Origin of the sequence: Streptomyces sp. NPDC090994 (assembly GCF_044768905.1) — a bacterium.
Taxonomy (GTDB): Bacteria; Actinomycetota; Actinomycetes; order Streptomycetales; family Streptomycetaceae; genus Streptomyces.
Genome location: NZ_JBIVWS010000010.1, coordinates 138124 through 157264, shown reverse-complemented (window position 1 = coordinate 157264; position 19141 = coordinate 138124). Strand labels below are relative to the sequence as shown.

15 protein-coding genes and 2 pseudogenes are annotated in these 19141 nt (G+C 73.5%); 9 read left to right on the top strand and 8 right to left on the bottom strand.

The window, feature by feature from the left end:
• Positions 1-86 precede the first annotated feature (86 nt).
• The 5 genes and pseudogenes from ACIQR3_RS21900 to ACIQR3_RS21880 form a co-directional block, all read right to left on the bottom strand.
• Positions 87-1401, bottom strand: a pseudogene (locus ACIQR3_RS21900) (RNA polymerase sigma factor).
• An 82-nt stretch (positions 1402-1483) separates the two neighbouring features.
• Positions 1484-3391: a DNA primase gene (gene dnaG / locus ACIQR3_RS21895; RefSeq protein ID WP_403541322.1), complete on the bottom strand. Its 1908-nt coding sequence runs from the start codon at positions 3389-3391 to the stop codon at positions 1484-1486.
• A 29-nt stretch (positions 3392-3420) separates the two neighbouring features.
• Positions 3421-4683 (bottom strand): NAD(P)/FAD-dependent oxidoreductase, encoded by a 1263-nt coding sequence (locus ACIQR3_RS21890; protein WP_403541319.1) that lies wholly within the window; start codon positions 4681-4683, stop codon positions 3421-3423.
• A 78-nt stretch (positions 4684-4761) separates the two neighbouring features.
• Positions 4762-6045 carry a deoxyguanosinetriphosphate triphosphohydrolase gene (locus ACIQR3_RS21885; protein ID WP_403541317.1) on the bottom strand — a complete coding sequence of 428 codons (1284 nt, stop codon included), beginning with the start codon at positions 6043-6045 and terminating at the stop codon, positions 4762-4764.
• A gap of 49 nt (positions 6046-6094) precedes the next feature.
• Positions 6095-6514, bottom strand: coding sequence for a winged helix-turn-helix transcriptional regulator (locus tag ACIQR3_RS21880; protein WP_403541544.1), 420 nt, complete (start codon positions 6512-6514; stop codon positions 6095-6097).
• Positions 6515-6622: 108 nt separating this feature from the next.
• Here ACIQR3_RS21880 and ACIQR3_RS21875 point away from each other — a divergent pair, with 108 nt between their 5' ends.
• On the top strand, positions 6623-7459 hold the full coding sequence (locus ACIQR3_RS21875; RefSeq protein ID WP_403541314.1) for an enoyl-CoA hydratase/isomerase family protein: 837 nt from the start codon (positions 6623-6625) through the stop codon (positions 7457-7459).
• Positions 7460-7564: 105 nt separating this feature from the next.
• On the opposite strand, the gene ACIQR3_RS21870 is transcribed toward ACIQR3_RS21875, so the two are convergent.
• Positions 7565-8332 carry a sirohydrochlorin chelatase gene (locus ACIQR3_RS21870; RefSeq protein WP_403541312.1) on the bottom strand — a complete coding sequence of 256 codons (768 nt, stop codon included), beginning with the start codon at positions 8330-8332 and terminating at the stop codon, positions 7565-7567.
• Positions 8333-8553: 221 nt separating this feature from the next.
• Between ACIQR3_RS21870 and ACIQR3_RS21865 the strand changes: the two genes are divergently transcribed.
• From ACIQR3_RS21865 to ACIQR3_RS21855, 3 genes are all read left to right on the top strand, one after another.
• The gene (locus tag ACIQR3_RS21865) at positions 8554-9237 is read left to right on the top strand and encodes a vancomycin high temperature exclusion protein (protein ID WP_403541310.1); all 684 of its coding nucleotides are present in this window, start codon (positions 8554-8556) and stop codon (positions 9235-9237) included.
• 97 nt (positions 9238-9334) lie between these two features.
• Positions 9335-11428 carry a molybdopterin oxidoreductase family protein gene (locus ACIQR3_RS21860; RefSeq protein ID WP_403541308.1) on the top strand — a complete coding sequence of 698 codons (2094 nt, stop codon included), beginning with the start codon at positions 9335-9337 and terminating at the stop codon, positions 11426-11428.
• 191 nt (positions 11429-11619) lie between these two features.
• Complete coding sequence (locus ACIQR3_RS21855) at positions 11620-11973, top strand: beta/gamma crystallin domain-containing protein (protein ID WP_403541306.1); 354 nt, start codon at positions 11620-11622, stop codon at positions 11971-11973.
• Positions 11974-12086: 113 nt separating this feature from the next.
• On the opposite strand, the pseudogene ACIQR3_RS21850 reads toward ACIQR3_RS21855, so the two are convergent.
• Positions 12087-12516, bottom strand: a pseudogene (locus ACIQR3_RS21850) (NADPH-dependent FMN reductase).
• A gap of 231 nt (positions 12517-12747) precedes the next feature.
• Between ACIQR3_RS21850 and ACIQR3_RS21845 the strand changes: the two are divergent.
• Together ACIQR3_RS21845 and ACIQR3_RS21840 are read left to right on the top strand one after the other, a co-directional pair.
• Positions 12748-13281 (top strand): hypothetical protein, encoded by a 534-nt coding sequence (locus ACIQR3_RS21845; protein WP_403541304.1) that lies wholly within the window; start codon positions 12748-12750, stop codon positions 13279-13281.
• 111 nt (positions 13282-13392) lie between these two features.
• Complete coding sequence (locus tag ACIQR3_RS21840; RefSeq protein WP_403541302.1) at positions 13393-14019, top strand: class F sortase; 627 nt, start codon at positions 13393-13395, stop codon at positions 14017-14019.
• Positions 14020-14029: 10 nt separating this feature from the next.
• Here ACIQR3_RS21840 and ACIQR3_RS21835 read toward each other — a convergent pair whose 3' ends face one another.
• Positions 14030-14812 (bottom strand): TSUP family transporter, encoded by a 783-nt coding sequence (locus ACIQR3_RS21835; RefSeq protein ID WP_215174781.1) that lies wholly within the window; start codon positions 14810-14812, stop codon positions 14030-14032.
• Between the two features lie 120 nt (positions 14813-14932).
• On the opposite strand from ACIQR3_RS21835, the gene ACIQR3_RS21830 reads away from it, so the two are divergent.
• Genes ACIQR3_RS21830 through nirD form a run of 3 tightly spaced genes read left to right on the top strand, consistent with a single transcriptional unit; the run spans position 14933 to position 19100 of the window.
• Entirely contained in the window at positions 14933-16147 is a 1215-nt protein-coding gene (locus ACIQR3_RS21830; protein ID WP_403541300.1) for an NAD(P)/FAD-dependent oxidoreductase, read from the top strand.
• Positions 16147-18735 (top strand): nitrite reductase large subunit NirB, encoded by a 2589-nt coding sequence (nirB, locus tag ACIQR3_RS21825; protein ID WP_403541299.1) that lies wholly within the window; start codon positions 16147-16149, stop codon positions 18733-18735. Before ACIQR3_RS21830 ends, nirB begins: the two co-directional genes overlap by 1 nt.
• Positions 18732-19100: a nitrite reductase small subunit NirD gene (nirD, locus tag ACIQR3_RS21820; RefSeq protein WP_403541297.1), complete on the top strand. Its 369-nt coding sequence runs from the start codon at positions 18732-18734 to the stop codon at positions 19098-19100. Before nirB ends, nirD begins: the two co-directional genes overlap by 4 nt.
• Positions 19101-19141 lie beyond the last annotated feature (41 nt).

Below are 19141 nucleotides of genomic sequence, written 5' to 3'. Positions count from 1 at the left end.
GAGCGTGGGGGAGTCGGCGAGTGACGACAACGCCGCAGATGCGCGTGCCAGACCCCGCGTCTGCGGCGTGATCCAAACGACAGGCCCTAGTCCAGGTAACCCCGCAGTTGGTCCGCGAAGGCGTGGTCGCGGAGTTTGTTGAGGGTCTTGGACTCGATCTGGCGTATCCGTTCCCTGGTCACGCCGAAGATGCGGCCGATCTCCTCCAGGGTGCGGGGGCGGCCGTCGGCGAGGCCGTAGCGGAGCTGGACGACCTTGCGTTCGCGTTCGCCGAGGGTGGAGAGCACCGCCTCCAGGTGCTCGCGCAGCAGCAGGAACGCGGCCGACTCGACGGGACTGGCGGCGTCGCCGTCCTCGATCAGGTCACCGAGGGCCACGTCGTCCTCCTCGCCGACCGGCGCGTGCAGCGAGACGGGCTCCTGGGCGAGCCGCAGCACCTCGCTGACCCGCTCGGGCAGCAGGTCGAGGTGGGCGGCGACCTCGGCGGGGGTCGGCTCGTAGCCGCGCTCCTGGAGCATCCGGCGCTGGACGCGGACGACCCGGTTGATCAGCTCGACGACGTGCACGGGGACGCGGATGGTGCGGGCCTGGTCGGCCAGGGCGCGGGACATGGCCTGCCGGATCCACCAGGTGGCGTACGTGGAGAACTTGTAGCCGCGGGCGTAGTCGAACTTCTCGACCGCCCGGATCAGGCCGAGGTTGCCCTCCTGGACGAGGTCGAGCATGGTCAGCCCGCGTCCCACGTACCGCTTGGCGACGGAGACGACCAGGCGCAGGTTGGCCTCGATGAGGCGGCGCTTGGCCATCCGGCCCATGACGACCAGCCGGTCCAGGTCGTGGGCGAGGCGGCTGTCCAGGTCGGTGGCGGTACTCAGCTTCTCCTCGGCGAACAGGCCGGCCTCGACGCGGCGGGCGAGTTCGACCTCCTCGGCCGCGGTGAGCAGCGGGATGCGGCCGATCTCGCGGAGGTACTGGCGGAACAGGTCCGAGGACGGGCCGGTGGTGTCGGCCCGGGCGGGCGGCGCGTCCACGGGTTCCGGCTCGGTCCCCGCCGCGGGCTCGGCGGCCGGTTCCACGGCGTCGGCGGGCGGCGGGTCCTCCGGATGGTGCGCGGCGCGGTGCTGGCCGGGCAGCGCGGCGAGGACGTCCGCGGCGGCCTCCGGTTCCGGGCCGTCGGCGGTGCCGCCGGCCTGTGCGCGGGTCTGTGCGCCGCTCTGCGCGAGGGTCTGGGTCTGCACGGGTGCGACCTCCAGGGTGATCGCTGCCCGGCCGTGCGGCAGCGGTACTTCGGGGACGGAGTCGGCGGCCTCGCCGCTGTCCGTCCCGTACGCGATGGTCGGAACCGCGGGGTTCTCCGGACCCGTCGGGGACGGACCGGCCGCGCTCCGAGGACTCAGGCACCGGCACCAGTGTGGGGTACGACACAACTCCGCCACGAGGGGCGTGCGGTGACTTTTTGCGTCCGGTCCGTGACCGCGCGGTATCAGAGGGCGGCGGCGCCGTGGTCGCGCAGGGCGCGGTCGTACTTCTCCAGCACCCACAGCTCGTTCTGCACGGTGGCCAGGTGGGCGGGGTCGCCGCCGTTGCCCAGGCGGGTGAAGGTGGCGTGGATGTCGCGGATGCGGCGCTCGACGGCGCGGCGGCGGACCCGGACCAGCACCTCGCCGGCGTAGACGTCGTCGACGGCGCGGCGCATGATCGCCTCGACGGCGAGCTCCGTGACCATCGCGCGGACGGTGTCGTCGGGGGCCGCCTCCCGGACCCTGACCAGGTACTCCTGCGGGTCCTCGACCCCGTGCTCGGCGCCGCCCGCGTCCAGGATCGCCTGGCGTACGGCGGCGTAGGGCGGGGCGGTGAACTCGTCGACGCCGTACGCGTCGAAGGCCGGGGAGACCAGTTCGGGGCGCTGGAGGGCGAGCTTGAGGAGTTCGCGTTCGGTGGCGTAGACGGGGTTGCGGAGAGTCAGGGAGGGGCCGCTGGGGGCGGCCGGGGCGGGGGCGTACTGCTGCTGCCGGGGGCCGCCGGGAGCGGGGCCCCGGTCACCGCCGCCGCCGCGCTCGCGGGCCCAGCGGGCGAGCTGGCCGACGCGCTTGACCACGAACTGGGTGTCGAGGATGCCGAGCATCCCGGCGAGCTGGACGGCGACCTCGTGCTGGGCGCCGCTGTTCTTGATGCGGGCGACGACGGGCGCCGCCTCGTCCAGGGCGGCGGCGCGGCCGGCCGGGGTGTCCAGGTCGTAGCGGGAGACGATCTGCCGCAGGGCGAACTCGAACAGCGGCGTGCGCGGCTCGACCAGGTCGGCGACGGCCTCGTCGCCCTTGGCCAGCCGCAGGTCGCAGGGGTCCATGTTGTCCGGCGCGATGGCGATGTACGTCTCGGCGGCGAACTTCTGGTCGTCCTCGAAGGCACGCAGGGCCGCCTTCTGCCCGGCGGCGTCGCCGTCGAAGGTGAAGATCACGCGGGCGCTGCCGTTGTCCATCAGCAGCCGGCGCAGGATCTTGATGTGGTCGGTGCCGAAGGCCGTGCCGCAGGTCGCGATCGCGGTCGTCACGCCGGCGAGGTGGCAGGCCATGACGTCGGTGTAGCCCTCGACGACGACCGCGCGGGAGGCCTTGGCGATGTCCTTCTTGGCCAGGTCGATGCCGTAGAGGACCTGGGACTTGCGGTAGATGGGGGTTTCGGGGGTGTTGAGGTACTTCGGCCCGTTGTCCGCCTCGTAGAGCTTGCGGGCGCCGAAGCCGACGACCTCGCCGCCGATGTCGCGGATCGGCCACATCAGCCGGCCGCGGAAGCGGTCGATGGGGCCGCGGCGGCCCTCCTGGGCGAGGCCGGACAGCAGCAGTTCCTTGTCGCTGAAGCCCTTGCCGCGCAGGTAGCGGGTGAGGTGGTCCCAGCCCTGCGGGCTGTAGCCGACGCCGAAGTGCTCGGCGGCGGCCTGGTCGAAGCCGCGCTCGGCGAGGAAGACCCGGCCGGCGTCGGCCTCGGGGGAGGTCGCGAGCTGCTCGGCGTACCACTGCGCGGCGACCTTGTGGGCCTCGACCAGGCGGATGCGCTCGCCGCGCTGGTGGGAGGGGTTGTACCCGCCCTCCTCGTACCGCAGGGTGAGGCCGGCCTGGCCGGCCAGCCGCTCGACCGCCTCCGAGAAGGTGAGGTGGTCGATCTTCATCACGAACGTGATGGTGTCGCCGCCCTCCTGGCAGCCGAAGCAGTGGAACAGTCCCTTGCTGGGGCTGACCTGGAAGGACGGGGACTTCTCGTCGTGGAACGGGCACAGCCCCTTGAGGTTGCCGCCGCCCGCGTTGCGCAGCTGGAGGTACTCGGACACGACGGCGTCGATCGGGACCGCGTCCCGTACCGCCTTCACGTCCTCGTCGTTGATCCGTCCAGCCACGCGTGAATTCTACGGGGGCGGTACGGCACTCAGGCGCCGAGGCTTCCGAGGGGGACGCGCGGATCGGCCAGCGCGTCCGCGTCCACCGGGGTTCCGGTGCGGATCAGCCGCTGGACGTCCTCTGTGACGTCCCACACGTTCACGTTCATCCCGGCCAGCACCCGCCCGTCCTTCAGCCAGAACGCGATGAACTCCCGCTTCCCGGCGTCCCCCCGGATCACCACCTCGTCGTACGTCCCCGGCGGCGCCCATCCGCTGTACTCCATGCCCAGGTCGTACTGGTCGGAGAAGAAGTACGGCACCCGGTCGTAGGTGATCTCCTTGCCCAGCATGGAGCGGGCGGCGGCCGGGCCGCCGTTCAGGGCGTTGGCCCAGTGCTCCACGCGGCGGCGGGTCCCGGCGGGGTGCGGGAAGGAGGCCGCGTCGCCCGCCGCGTAGATGTCGGGGTCACTGGTGCGCAGGGCCTCGTCGACGACGATGCCGCCGCCGTCGGCCGGGCCGGCGATCTCCAGGCCGGCCGCCTGGGCCAGCGAGACGCGCGGCGCGGCGCCGATCGCGGCGAGCACGTCGTGCGCGGGGTGCTCCTCGCCGTCGTCGGTACGGGCGGCCAGCACCACGCCGTCCTGGCCGACGATCTCGTTCAGGGACACGCCGAAGCGGAAGCGGACGCCGTGCGCCTGGTGCAGCTCGGCGAAGACGGCGCCCAGCTCGGGGCCGAGGGCGCCGTGCAGCGGGGTCGGCGCGCGCTCCACGACGGTGACCTCGGCGCCGTACTCGCGGGCCGCCGCCGCGACCTCCAGGCCGATCCAGCCGGCGCCGGCGATCACCAGGTGGCCGTTGTCCCGGCCGAGGGCGGCAAGGACGCCCTTGAGGCGTTCGGCGTGGGCGAGGCGGCGCAGGTGGTGGACGCCGGCCAGGCCGGTGCCGGGGACGTCGAGGCGGCGCGGCTCGGCGCCGGTGGCGAGGAGCAGCTTGTCGTAGCGGACGCGGGTGCCGTCGTCGCCGTAGTGCACGGTGCGGGTGGCGCGGTCGACGGAGACGACGGTCTGGCCGAGGTGCAGCTCGATGTCGTTGCGGGCGTACCAGGCGGGTTCGTGCACGAAGACGCTGTCGCGTTCCTCCTTGCCGAGGAGGTAGCCCTTGGAGAGCGGGGGGCGCTCGTAGGGGTGGTCGCGTTCGTCACAGATGAGGATCACCCGGCCGGAGAAGCCCTCCGCGCGGAGCGTCTCGGCCGCCTTGGCGCCGGCCAGCCCTCCTCCGACGATGACGAATGTCTGATCAGCGTCGACCACTTGTTTGCCTCCTCGTCAGCGTTCCGCCACATGCGAGCGTCCCGCACGGAGCGGGCCGCGGGAAGAGGGGTGGTCCGATCAGCTCAGTCGGGCGTGGAGGGAGCGGGCGGAGGCGTCGGTGAGGGAGGCGATCTGATCGACGATCACGCGTTTGCGGGCGCGGTCGTCGGGGGCCTTGTCGAACAGGGCGCGGAACTGGGGGTCCAGGCCGTCCGGTGCCCGGCGGGTGAGGGCGGCGGCCAGTTCGGCGACGACGATCCGCTGGTCGGCGCGGAGGCGTTCCTGTTCGTCGCGCTGCATGACGTACCGGTCGGCGACGGCCTTGAGGACGGCGCACTCCAGGCGGGTGGCGCGGGGGACGACCAGTTCGGCGGCGTAGCGGGTGAGGCGGCCGGTGCCGTACGCCGCGCGGGTGGCGGCCTCGGCGGCCAGGCAGAAGCGGCCGATGAGCTGGCTGGTGGCGTCCTTCAGGCGGGCCTGGGCGAGCGCGGTGCCGTCGTAGCCGTGCGGCCACCACTCCTGGGCGAGGAGGCGGTCGAGGGCGGCGGCGAGTTCGGCGGGGTCGGTGCCGGGGGGTGCGTAGCGGGTGCGGGCGGTGGCGAAGACGGCCTGGCGTTCGGGGTCGGCGAGCAGGCAGTCGGGGTGGATGTGGCCGGCGTGCAGGCCGTCCTCGACGTCGTGCACGGAGTAGGCGACATCGTCGGACCAGTCCATGACCTGGGCCTCGAAGCAGATGCGGCCGGGGGCGGGGGCGGTTTCGCGGACCCAGTCGAAGACGGGGCGGTCGTCGTCGTAGACGCCGAACTTGGGTGACGCCGGGTCGGCGGGGTGGGCGCCTCTGGACCAGGGGTACTTGGTGGCGGCGTCGAGGGTGGCGCGGGTGAGGTTGAGGCCGACGGGGCCGTCCGGGGTGAAGCGCTTGGGTTCGATGCGGGTGAGCAGGCGCAGGGACTGGGCGTTGCCCTCGAAGCCGCCGCAGTCCTCGGCGAACTCGTTCAGCGCGGATTCGCCGTTGTGGCCGAAGGGGGGATGTCCCAGGTCGTGGGAGAGGCAGGCGGCCTCGACGAGGTCGGGGTCGCAGCCGAGGGCGGCGCCGAGTTCGCGGCCGACCTGGGCGCATTCCAGGGAGTGGGTGAGACGGGTGCGGGGGCTGGCGTCCCAGGCGGGGGTGGGGTCGCCGGGGGTGACGACCTGCGTCTTCCCGGCGAGGCGGCGCAGCGCGGAGGAGTGCAGGACGCGGGCGCGGTCGCGCTGGAAGGCGGTGCGGCCGGGGCGTTTGTCGGGCTCGGGGGCCCAGCGGGCCACTGACGTGGGGTCGTAGGGGGTGAGGGGTGCGGTGCCTTCCGGTGCGGTGCCTTTCATGGACCGACAGTACGTCGTGCGCGGGTGCGGGGACGTTCCGCCCGGAGAACTACCGCCCCGATGACCGCGCGTCGTACGCGTGCTGCGCCGACAGGACCTCGTCGCTGTGCTCGACCGTCCATTCGTACAGGCGTGTGAAGGGGCCGCGGAACGACTCACCGAGGGGCGTGAGGGAGTACTCCACGCCCAGCGGGGAGGTTTCGAGCACCCGGCGCCGGATCATGCCGTTGCGTTCGAGCCGGCGCAGCGTCTGGGTCAGTACCCGCTGGGTGATGCCCTCCAGCTGCCGCTTGATCTCGTTGAACCGCGTCGGCTGCTCCAGGACCGCCAGGACCATCATCGACCACTTGTCGGAGATCTGGTCGAGGATGGGCCGGCTCGGGCACTCCGCGCTGAACCGCGGGGTGCTGCGGGGTGGTTGAGACGGCTGGGGCGGCTGGGGCGGCTGGGGCGAGGGAGGGGTATCCATCATGATCCTTGGTTGTCCATAAGTGCGTTATTGACCGGTTCATGGCGCGGGTCCCAGGGTTGGTATGCGTTGCAAACCTACTAGCCCACCGCACACCTGGGGACACTCATGCACCTGGACCAGTACACGACGCTCCGTGTCGGCATCGATGCCGGAGTCGCGCGGATCACCTTGGACAATCCCCCGGTCAACGTGCTCAGCGGGACCTTGATCCGCGAACTGCACGACGCCCTCGGGGCGCTGCGGGACGACCGCTCGGTCCGCGTCATCGTGTTCTCCAGCGCCAACCCCGAGTTCTTCATCGCGCACGTCGACATCCACATCCTCGACGAGATGGACGGACTGCGGGAGATCGCGGACCGCAACCCGGACGCCAATCTGTTCCAGGGGGTCGGCGAGCTGCTGCGTCACCAGCCCCAGGTGACGATCGTGAAACTGGCGGGCAAGGCCCGGGCCGGCGGTGCCGAGTTCGTCGCGGCGGCCGACATGACCTTCGCCGCGCGGGAGACCGCGGGACTCGGCCAGAGCGAGGTGCTGATGGGCATCGTTCCGGGCGGCGGCGGAACGCAGTACCTGGGCGAGCGGGTCGGGCGCAACCGCGCGCTGGAGCTGCTGCTCACCGGTGACCTGGTGGACGCGGACACCGCGGCCGCCTACGGGTGGATCAACCGTGCGGTGCCCGCGGCGGAGCTGGACGCGTTCGTCGACGGGGTGGCGGAGAAGGTCGCCGCGCTCTCCCCGGAGCTCATCGCCGCCGCCAAGCGGCTGGTCCCTCCGGCGGACCTGACCGACGGTCTGCGCGCCGAACACGACGCGTGGGCGGCGCTGGTGAGCGGGGACCTGCCGGCCCGGCTCATGACGGGGGCTCTGGAGCGCGGTGCGCAGACCCCGGCGGGCGAGCGCGACCACGAGTCGGTCATGCGAAGCGTCGCTGCCGACCGGTAGGGACCAGCAGGGACCGTAGAGCCAGTGACGCGGGAGTCACGCGTGGGAGTCACGGCGTGGGAAGCCGTCGGGCGAGACCTGTGTGCGTGACGCGCGAGGACGCTCTCAGGCCGACGCCAGCTCCCGAGGGGCCGCGGGTGCGGTCGCCGGCGCCGCCTCCTCGTAGCGGTGGAGGATCAGGCGGGCCATCGCCGGGTGGGTGCCGAGCGGGGCCGCGGCGATCCACGGGGCCGCGGCCGCCGTCTCCGTCGCGAAGCGGCCCGGGGCCGTGAAGGAGGAGGCGACAGCGATGCGGCGGTGGCCGGCGGCGGTGAGGGCGGCGATCGCGTCAGGGACGGCCGGCGCGGCCGTGGACGCGTAGGCGGGGACCACGGGGACGCCGAGGCGGGCGGCGAGGTGGCGGGCGGTGCGGCCGGTGTCCACGGCGGAGTCGGGGTCGCGGGAGCCGGCGGCGGCCAGGACGACCGCGTCGCCGCGCCCGCGCCGCCAGCCGGCCTCGGTCAGGCGGGCGTGGAGGGCGTCCACCAGGAGGGGGTGCGGGCCGAGCGGGGCGGCCACCCGGGCCCGTACCGGGGAGGCGGCGGCCATCTCGGGGATGTCCCGCTTGACGTGGTAGCCGCGGCTGAGGAGCAGCGGCACGAGGACGGCCTCCCGGTCGCCGAGGGCGGCGAGGGTGTCGGGGAGCAGGGGCTCGTTCAGCTCGATGTGGCCGAGGTGGACCGGCAGGCCGGGGCGCAGGGCGCGGACCTGGTCCAGCAGGGCGCGTACGGTGCGCAGGGCGCGGGGGTCCCGGCTGCCGTGGGCCACGACGACCAGGGCGGGGCCGGGGTCGTGCGGGGAGCCCGGCGGGGTGGGAAGGGTGGTCGTCGTCATGGATCGATCGTCGCCGGGGGAGGTTGCCGGCCCGTTGCACGGGCGTCACGGGTGTTTTCGGGGGGATCACGGCGGGGTGGGTGGGCGGTGTGAGGTGGCTCGGGCCCGGGTTTTCGCAGGTGCCGCGAACCGACGGGGCCGGTGGGACGTCCCTGAGAACCAGGAGGGCCGTCAGGGGGCCCGTCAGGGGCCCGTCAGGGGCCGTCTCGGGAGGGAGCCCGATGCGCAGACGGTGGCGACCGCGGTTGCCGCGTACCCGGGCCGGGTGGCGGCGGCTGACGCAGGCCGTGGTGGCGGTGTGCGTACTGGCGCTGCTGCCGGGGGCGTGGCTGCGCCTGGTGACGGGCGACCGGCTGCGTGCCGTGGACGACGTGCCCCGCACCGACGTGGCCGTCGTCTTCGGCGCCGGGCTGTGGGACGACGAGCCGTCGCCGTACCTGGCGCACCGGCTGGACGCGGCGGCCGAGCTGTACCGGGCGGGCCGGATCGAGGTGGTCCTGGTCACCGGGGACAACAGTCGCGCGGAGTACGACGAGCCGGACGCCATGCGGACGTACCTGGTCCGGCACGGGGTGCCCGACGCGCGGATCGTCAGCGACTACGCGGGGTTCGACACCTGGGACTCCTGCGTGCGCGCGAAGAAGATCTTCGGGGTCGACCGGGCCGTTCTCATCAGCCAGGGCTTCCACCTCCGGCGGGCGGTGGCGCTGTGCGAGGCGGCGGGGGTCACGCCGTACGGCGTCGCGGCGGCGGACCGGCACGACCTGACCTGGTACTACGGGGCCGTACGGGAGGTCTTCGCGGCCGGGAAGGCGGCGCTGGACGTGGTGTTCGAGCCCGACCCGCGCTTCCTCGGGCCGAAGGAGCCGGGGGTGCGGCGGGCGCTGGAGGCCGCCGGGCGCTGACCTCACGGCGGGGGCGGGGCGGCGGGGAGGTCGCCGTCCCGGCCGCGTAACAGGGAGCCGCCGGGCCGCGTAACACGCGCGCCGCACTGTGGGTGACATGCAGAACATCGCGACGCCGACACCCACGCCGACGCACTGCCCGTACTGCGCTCTGCAGTGCGGCATGAATCTGACGCCGGCCGCCGACGGGACCGTGGAGGTCTCCGAGCGGGTGGACTTCCCGGTGAACCGGGGTGCGCTGTGCGGCAAGGGGCGGACCGCGCCGGCGGTGCTGTCCTCGCGGGTGCGGCTGACGTCGCCGCTGGTGCGGGCGGCGGACGGGACGCTGGTCGAGGCGGGGTGGGACGAGGCGCTGGACCGGATCGCCGCGGCGCTCGGGTCGATCCGCGCGGAGCACGGCGCGGACGCGCTCGGGGTGTTCGGCGGGGGCGGGCTGACCAACGAGAAGGCGTACGCGCTGGGCAAGTTCGCGCGGGTGGTGCTGGGGACCTCGCAGATCGACTACAACGGGCGGTTCTGCATGTCGTCGGCGGCGGCGGCCGGCACGAAGGCGTTCGGCCTCGACCGGGGGCTGCCGTTTCCGCTGGAGGACATTCCGCGGACGGGCTGTGTGATCCTGGTCGGTTCGAATCCGGCCGAGACCATGCCGCCGTCGCTGCGCTTCTTCCGCGAGCTGAAGGAGAACGGCGGCACGCTGATCGTCGTCGATCCGCGCCGCACGAAGACGGCCGAGCAGGCCGACCTGCACCTGGCGCCCCGGCCGGGTACGGATCTGGCGCTGGCGCTGGGGCTGCTGCACCTGGTGGTGGCGGAGGGGCGGGTCGACGAGGCGTACGTGGCCGAGCGGACCTCCGGCTGGGAGGAGGCGCGGGCGGCGGCGATGGCGCACTGGCCGGAGTACGTGGAGCGGATCACCGGGGTTCCGGTGCCGGAGCTGCGGGAGGCCGTGCGGTTGTTCTGCGCGCCTGAGGCGGCGATGGTGCTGACCGCGCGCGGGCCCGAGCAGCAGTCCAAGGGCACGGACACGGTGGGCGCGTGGATCAACCTGTGCCTGGCGACCGGGCGGGCCGGGCGGCCGTACTCCGGGTACGGCTGTCTGACCGGGCAGGGCAACGGGCAGGGCGGGCGCGAACACGGGCAGAAGGCCGACCAGTTGCCCGGCTACCGGAAGCTGACCGATCCGGCGGCGCGGCGGCATGTCGCCGAGGTCTGGGGGGTGGACCCGGACTCGCTGCCGGGGCCGGGGCGCAGCGCCTACGAGCTGCTGGACGCGCTGGGGAGCGATGTGCGGTCGCTGCTGCTCATGGGGTCCAACCCGGTGGTGTCGGCGCCGCGGGCGGCCCATGTGGAGTCGCGGTTGCGGTCGTTGGACTTCCTGGCGGTGTGCGACGTGGTGCTGTCGGAGACGGCGGAACTGGCGGACGTGGTGCTGCCGGTGACGCAGTGGGCGGAGGAGACGGGGACGACGACCAGTCTGGAGGGGCGGGTGCTGCTGCGGCGCCGGGCGATCACGCCGCCGGACGGGGTCCGCAGCGACCTGGAGGTGCTGCACGAGCTGGCCGACCGGCTGGGGGTGGAGAAGGGCTTCCCGGCCGATCCGCAGGAGGTGTTCGAGGAACTGCGGCGGGCGAGTGCGGGCGGGGTCGCGGACTACTCCGGGATCAGTTACGGGCGGCTGGCGGAGGAGGGCGGGGTGTTCTGGCCGTGTCCGGCCGGGGACGCCGAGGTCCACCCCGGCACCCCGCGCCTGTTTCTCGACCGGTTCGCCACGGAGGACGGGCGGGCGCGGTTCGTGCCGGTCGCGCACCGGCCCGCGGCGGAGGAGACGGACGACGAGTACCCGGTGCTGCTGACCACCGGGCGGGTGGTGGCGCAGTACCAGTCGGGCGCCCAGACCCGGCGGGTGGACGAGCTGAACGCGGCGGCGCCGGGGCCGTTCGTCGAGCTGCACCCCCGGCTGGCGGCGCGGCTGGGCGCGGCGGAGGGCGACCCGGTGGCGGTCGTGTCGCGGCGGGGGCGGGCGGTGGCCCCGGCCCGGATCACGACCGGCATCCGCCCGGACACGGTGTTCATGCCGTTCCACTGGCCGGGCGAGGGGCGGGCGAACGTGCTGACCAACCCGGCGCTGGATCCGACGTCGCGGATGCCGGAGTTCAAGGTGTGCGCGGTGCGGGTGGAGGCGGTGTCGTAGCGCGTCGGCTGTCCGGCTCCCACCGGACGCTCTTGCCGGCGGTCCGCGTCACGGTGCCCCAGCGGCCGGCCGTTCCTTCACCGCTCCACCCGAAGGGGTGGTATGCCCGGGCATGTCTTGTTCTCGCGCCGAGGAGGCCAGGACAGTTGGCAGCGGAATTCACCGTTCTGCATCCGGCTCTGGGAGAGAACATGACCTCGAAGAAGAAGAGCGTCGTACGGGCCATGGCCACGGCGGTCGCCGCGGCCGCCGCGTTCACGCTGGTCGGGCCGACCGGGTCCGCGCACGCGATCAACAAGGTCACCTGCGACCCCGACAAGGGGTTCCTGAAGATCTGGTCCCACATGAACGGCACCGACAGCGTGGACTGTTACGCGAACGCCGGGAGGACGAACTTCGGCGGGTGGTGGGTCGACAAGATCTCCACCGGGAACAACGACGTGAAGTACTACGACAACAACGGCGACGTGGTGAAGATCGCCCGGAACACGGTGATCAGCTTCCCGAACCGTCCGCCGAAGGTCAACGCCATCGAGATCCTGTGAGGAACGTCCCGCAGGCATCGTGACGCGCACCGAGGGCCGCTCCCCCGCACCGGCATCCCCGCGGCGGACGAGCGGCCCTCGGTGACCGCGGTCGCCCGCCCGGGGGGAGTGTCTCAACCACCGTACGGGCGCCGCTCCTTCGCCTCTCGCAGGGCCCTCCCCCACCACGTCAGCCGGTCCAGCACCGCCTTCGCCGCCGCGTCCGGGCCGGACGGGTCCTTCAGGCGGCCCGCGTCGTCGAAGGCGGCGCCCGCGTGGTGGAAGGAGACCGTGTCGCGGACGGTCACGGCGTGGAGTTCCGCGAAGACCTGACGGAGGTGCTCGGCGGCGCGCAGGCCGCCGTAGGTGACCAGGGCGACGGGCTCGGCCTGCCCTTCCGTGCAGTGCCAGTCGATGAGGTTCTGGGCCGCCGGGAAGGAGTGGTTGTACTCGGGGGTAGGCGTCGGCGGACGCCGGTTTCGGGGGACCGAAGCGGCCGTGGCGGTCGCTGCCGATGACGAGGGTGGTGCCGAGGGGTGCGAGGGGTGCGCCCGTTGCCTTCATGGCGGTCGGCCTCGTGGCTCGAGTTCGGTCGAGGTCAAGGGGTCACCCGTTCACACCCGGGCGGTCCCGCGTTCGGGACGCGGCCGTGACCTGCTGGAACGGGAAAGAAAGGCACCCGTTCTCCGTAATCCTGACGTTCGGTCAGGGAGCGGGGCGGGAGCGCCGGCCCTTTCCTCGGAGGGGCAGGGGTCACCGACAGCCCGAGCCGGCCACCTCGAAGGAGTACTGCTGATGCGACGTACCGCCCGCCTGCTGACCGGTACCGCACTCGCCGCGGCCGGTGCCGGCCTGATCGCCGCGGGGCCCGCGTACGGCGGCGTACCCGGCGACCCGTCCGGTGGGCTGCTGCTGCGGCCGGCCTCGGTCGTGCCGGGCGACCGGGCGGCGGTGGACACGGAGGCGTGCGGCAAGGGCGGTACGGCGGCCGGGGACGCCAGTGCCGTGGGGGCCGGGGCGTTCACGCTGGCGCCGGACGGCGAGGCCGGGACGACGACCGGCCGGTTCCGGGTGCCGCCGGGTGCGCAGCCGGGGACGTACGAGATCGTCGCGACCTGTGCGAGGAGCGGGAAGCGGGTCGCGGGGGACCTGGTGGTCACCTTGTCGGCGGGGGCTCAGGTGTATCCGAAGGGGAGCGTGAAGACGGGGGTCGGTGGCGCGTTGGGCCCCGATCCCGTGCAGACCGCGGCCGGTGTGGCGGCTCTGGCCGTCGCCGCCGCGGGCGGTACCTGGCTCCTGCATCGCCGGGCGAGAGGCGACGGGATCTGACGGGCACCCTCCGCCGCCCGTCCGCCGGTACCGCACTTCCCCACCCCCTCCGGGTCCGACGCCCCTCGCGGCCCGGAGGGGGCCCGGGGCGAAGGGAGAAGGGTCCTCGTCATGCGCCGCAGGGTCGGTAACACCGTCATAGCGGGCGTCACCGTCCTCGCCCTCGGCTCGGGGGCCTGGCTGCTGTGGGGCGGGGCCGGGTCCGGGCCGCCGCCGCAGCCCGCCGCCGCCGAGGCCCGCGCCGGGCACGGGCGGCAGGCACCCGACGCCCCGCCGCTGCCGCCCTCCCCGCCCGACCGTGTGCGGATCCCCGCGATCGGCGTCAGCGCCCCGCTGACCGGCCTCGGGCTGACCGCCGGCGGCAGCCTGGAGGTGCCGCCCGCCGAGGACGACAACCTCGCCGGCTGGTACGAGGCCGGCACCACGCCCGGCGAGACGGGGACCGCCATCGTCGCCGGGCACGTCGACAACGCGCGGGGGCCCGCCGTCTTCTACCGGCTCGGCGCGCTGAAGCGGGGCGGCACGGTGGAGGTGGACCGGCGGGACGGGTCGGTGGCGGTGTTCACCGTGCACGCGGTGGAGGTGTACGACGCCGAGGACTTCCCCGACGAGAAGGTGTACGGCCGCGCCGGGCGGGCCGAGTTGCGGGTCATCACGTGCGGGGGCGGCTGGTCGCGCGGGACCGGCTATCAGGGGAACGTGGTGGTCTTCGCCCATCTGACCGGCAGCCGCCGGTGAGCCGTGGAGGTCAGGCCAGCCACTGCTCGTACGCCATGTTCGCCACGAGGGCGAAGACGACCGTCAGCAGCACGATCCGGACGAAGCCGCTGCCCTTCTTCAGGGCCGTGTGCGCGCCGAGCATGCCGCCGGCGAGGTTGAAGACGGCCATCAGGGCGGCCAGCTGCCACAGGACCGCGCCCTGCCAGGCGAAGGTGGCGAGCGCGCCGGCGTTGGTGCAGCAGTTGACGATCTTGGCGGTGGCGGAGGCCGTGACCAGGTCGAGATGGAGGACGGCGGTGAGCGCCAGGACGAGGAAGGTGCCGGTGCCGGGGCCTATCAGGCCGTCGTAGAAGCCGATGCCGAGGCCGGCGAGGCCGATCGCGGCGAGGACCTGGCGGCGGGTGGCCGGGCCGGTGGCGGGGGCGGTGCCGAAGGCCGGGCGCAGGATGACGAAGGCGGCGACGGCGAGCAGGACCACCATGATGACCGGCTTGAGGACCTCGGTGCTCATGCCGGCCGCGAAGAACGCCCCGCCGGAGGAGCCGGCCAGGGCCGCCAGGCCGATCCGGACGGCGAGCCGGACGTCGACGGGGGCTTTGCGCGCGTACGTCACCGCCGCGCCCGTGGTGCCCACGATCGCCACCGCCTTGTTGGTGCCCAGCGCGTGCGCGGCCGGGGTGCCGGCGGGCAGGCCGAGCAGGAGGACGGGCAGCAGCAGGAGCCCGCCGCCGCCCACCACGGCGTCGATCCAGCCGGCGGCCAGGGCGGCCAGGCAGAGCAGGACGATCATGGTCAGCGTGATGTCGGGCATGATCATGACGATAGCCCGCCGTTCCCTCACACCCGCGTCCCGCTGCCACTGAGGGCAGCGTTCCCCGTGGGAAACAGAGGTGATGCGGCCGGGTAACACCGGCACCGCACGCTCGGTGGCATGACCTCGAATACGCGTGTGGTGGTGATCGGCGCCGGCCTCGCGGGTGTCACCCTCACCCGGCGCCTCGGCGAGCTGGGCGTGCCCGCGCTGCTGATCGGCGAGGAGCGGCACCCGCCGTACAACCGGGTGCTGCTCGCCGAGGTGCTGGCCGGACGGTACGGCGCCGAGGTGATCGCGCTGCCGGAGCCCGCCGGGCTGGTCCGGGGGCGGGTCACCGGCATCGACCGGGACGCGCGGACCGTCACCCAGGCCGACGGTTCGGTGATCGCATACGACACGCTGGTGCTGGCGACCGGGTCCAATGCCGTGCTTCCGCCGTTGCGGGGGCTGTTCACGCCCGGGCACGAACTGCCGCGCGGCGTCCACGCGTTCCGGACCCTCGACGACTGCCTGGCGTTGTCGCGGGCGGTGCGGCCGGGGGCGCGGGCGGTCGTGATCGGGGGCGGGCTGCTCGGGGTGTCCGCCGCGCGGGCGCTCGCGGTGCGCGGCGCGCAGGTGGTGCTGGCCCAGCAGTCCGAGCGGCTGATGGAGCGCCAGCTCGACCCGGCCGCCTCCCGGCTGGTGCGCCGGCACCTGGAGGACCTCGGGGTCGAGGTGCACACCGAGTGCCGGGTGCGCGACGTGCGCTGCGTCGGCGGTGCGGTGCGGTCGGTCGAGCTGGCCGACGGGTACGCCCTCGACGCCGATCTGGTGGTGCTGGCGTGCGGGGTCCGGCCGCGTACCGGTCTGGCGGTGGACGCGGGTCTCGACGTACGCAAAGGCGTCGTCGTCGACGACGAGCTGCGCACCAGTGACCCGCACATCCGCGCCATCGGCGACTGCGCGCAGCACGCCGGCACGCTGTACGGGCTCGCCGCGCCGGCGCTGGAACAGGCCGACGCGCTCGCCCGGTCGCTGGCCGGTGACCCGGCCGCCCGCTACGGCGGCACCCGCTCGCTGACCCGGCTCACCCTGACCGGGCCGGACAGCCCCTTCGACCTCGCCGCGTTCGGGGAGACCGAGGCCCTCCCGGGCGACGACGTCGTGCAGCTCGCCGACGCCACCCGGGGCACGTACCGCAAGGTCGTCGTCCGCGACGACCGGCTGGTCGGCGGGGTCCTGGTCGGCGAACTCGGCACCGTCAGCGCCCTCGCCCGCGCCTGGGAGGGAGCAGAGCCGCTCCCCGACGACGGCCCCCTGCTCCACCTGCTCACCAACGACGGAGGCTCCTGATGTCCACGGAGAAGACGGCCACGATCGTGCTCGTCGGCCACGGCATGGTCGGCCAGCGCTTCCTGGAAGCGCTCGCCGAGCGCGGCCTGACCGCCACGCACCGCGTGGTCGTCCTGTGCGAGGAGCCGCGCCCCGCCTACGACCGGGTCGCCCTCACCTCGTACTTCTCGGGGAAGACCCCCGACGACCTGTCGATGACCGACCTCGCGTTCATCGCGGAGCACGGCATCGAGCTGCACGTCGGTGACCCGGCCGAGTCCGTCGACCGGGAGGCGAAGACGGTGACGGCGCGGTCGGGGCTGGTCGTCGGGTACGACGTGCTGGTGCTGGCCACCGGCTCGTACCCGTTCGTGCCGCCGGTCCCCGGCAAGGACGCCACCGGCTGTTTCGTGTACCGCACGATCGAGGACCTGCTCGCCATCGAGGAGTACGCGAAGACCGCGACGACCGGTGCGGTGGTGGGCGGCGGGCTGCTGGGCCTGGAGGCGGCGGGTGCGCTGAAGGGGCTCGGGCTCACGTCGCACATCGTGGAGTTCGCGCCCCGGCTGATGCCCGTCCAGGTGGACGAGGGCGGCGGCGCCGCACTGCTGCGGACCATCGAAGAGATGGGGCTGTCCGTGCACACGGGCGTCGGCACGCAGGAGATCGTGACCGACGGCGAGGGTGCCGTGCGGGGCATGAAGCTGTCCGACGGGTCCGAACTCGCCACCGATCTGGTCGTGTTCAGCGCCGGGGTGCGGCCCCGCGACCAGCTCGCCCGGGAGTGCGGGCTGACGGTGGGCGAGCGCGGCGGGATCGCGGTGGACGAGCAGTGCCGGACCGTGTCCGACCCGCACGTCTTCGCGATCGGCGAGTGCGCGCTGGCGGTGGACGGGCGGGTGTACGGGCTGGTCGCGCCCGGGTACGAGCAGGCGGCGACGGCCGCCGCGACCATCGCCGAGGACGAGGCGGCGTTCACCGGCGCCGACCTGTCCACCAAGCTGAAGCTGCTCGGCGTGGACGTGGCGTCCTTCGGCGACGCGCACGGCACGGCCGACGGCTGCCTGGACGTGGTGTACTCCGACTCCCGCGCCGGGCTGTACAAGAAGCTGGTCATCGGCCGGGACGGCACGCTGCTCGGCGGCATCCTGGTCGGGGACGCGGAGGCGTACGGCACGCTGAAGGCGTTCACCGGGTCGGTGCCGCCCGTCTCGCCGGAGTCGCTGGTGCTGCCGGCGGGGGCCGGGGCCCCGGCGCAGCTCGGCCCGGCCGCCCTCCCCGACGACGCCGTCATCTGCTCCTGCCACAACGTCACCAAGGGCACGATCCGGGGCGCGGTCACCGACCACCAGTGCGTGACGGTGCCCGAGGTGAAGAAGTGCACCAAGGCCGGTACCGGCTGCGGCTCGTGCGTGAAGGTGCTCGGGCAGCTGGTCACCGCCGAGCTGGAGGCGAGCGGCGTCGAGGTCGACAAGGGCCTGTGCGGCTGCTTCGGGCAGACCCGCGAGGAGCTGTACGAGATCGTCCTCGCCCTGCGGATCACCTCCTACCAGGAACTCCTCGACCGGTACGGCCGGGAGGCGGCCCGGGGCGGCGACGGGTGCGAGGTCTGCAAGCCGACGGTCGGCTCGATCATCGCCTCCCTCGCCCCGGCGATCGGCGCCAGCGGCTATGTCCTCGACGGTGAGCAGGCCGCGCTCCAGGACACCAACGACCACTTCCTGGCCAACTTGCAGAAGAACGGCTCGTACTCCGTCGTGCCGCGCATCCCCGGCGGGGAGATCGCGCCGGAGAAGCTGATCGTGATCGGTGAGATCGCGCGGGACTTCGGGCTCTACACGAAGATCACCGGCGGTCAGCGCATCGACATGTTCGGCGCGCGGGTGGAACAGCTCCCGTCGATCTGGGCGCGGCTGGTGGACGCCGGCTTCGAGTCCGGGCACGCGTACGGCAAGTCGCTGCGCACGGTGAAGTCGTGCGTGGGGCAGACCTGGTGCCGGTACGGCGTGCAGGACTCGGTGCGGATGGCGATCGACCTGGAGCTGCGGTACCGGGGGCTCCGGTCGCCGCACAAGCTGAAGTCGGCGGTGTCGGGCTGCGCGCGGGAGTGCGCCGAGGCCCAGTCGAAGGACTTCGGCGTCATCGCCACCTCCAGCGGCTGGAACCTCTACGTCGGCGGCAACGGCGGCGCCACCCCGCGCCACGCCGACCTGCTCGCCCAGGACCTGTCGGACGCCGAACTGGTCCGCCTGATCGACCGGTTCCTGATGTTCTACATCCGCACCGCCGACCGGCTGGAGCGCACCTCGACCTGGCTGGAGCGCATCCCCGGCGGCCTGGACCACGTGCGCGACGTCGTCGTCCACGACTCGCTCGGCATCTGCGACGAGCTGGAGGCGCTGATGAGCGCCCACGTCGCCGGGTACCGCGACGAGTGGGCGGAGACCATCAACGACCCCGAGAAGCTCGCCCGGTTCGTGTCCTTCGTCAACGCGCCGGACACCCCCGACCCGGTCGTCGGCTTCGTCCCGGAGCGCGACCAGATGAAGCCCGACCTGCCGCTGCTCTCCATCGGCCACCGCCCCCTGGAAGGAACCTCCCAGCGATGACCCTGGCCCCCGAGACCACCGACCTGTCGGTCCAGCTCCGCCTGGCGGACGACTGGTTCACCGTCTGCGACCTGAACCGGCTGCTCCCCGGCCGGGGCGTGGCGGCCCTGCTGCCCGACGGCACCCAGGCGGCCCTCTTCCGCGACCGCACCGGCACGCTGTACGCCATCGACAACCGCGACCCGTTCACCGGCGCGGCGGTCCTCTCCCGGGGCCTGACCGGAACCCACGGGGGCCGCCCGTTCGTCGCCTCCCCGCTGCTGAAGCAGCGCTTCGACCTCGCCACCGGGCAGTGCCTGGACGACGAGTCGGTGCGGGTGACGGCGTACGAGGTGCGGGCGCGGGCCGTCACGGCGGCCGTCTAGCGTCCACTGCCCGGCCCCGCCCTGTCGGTTGCCTGTCGGGT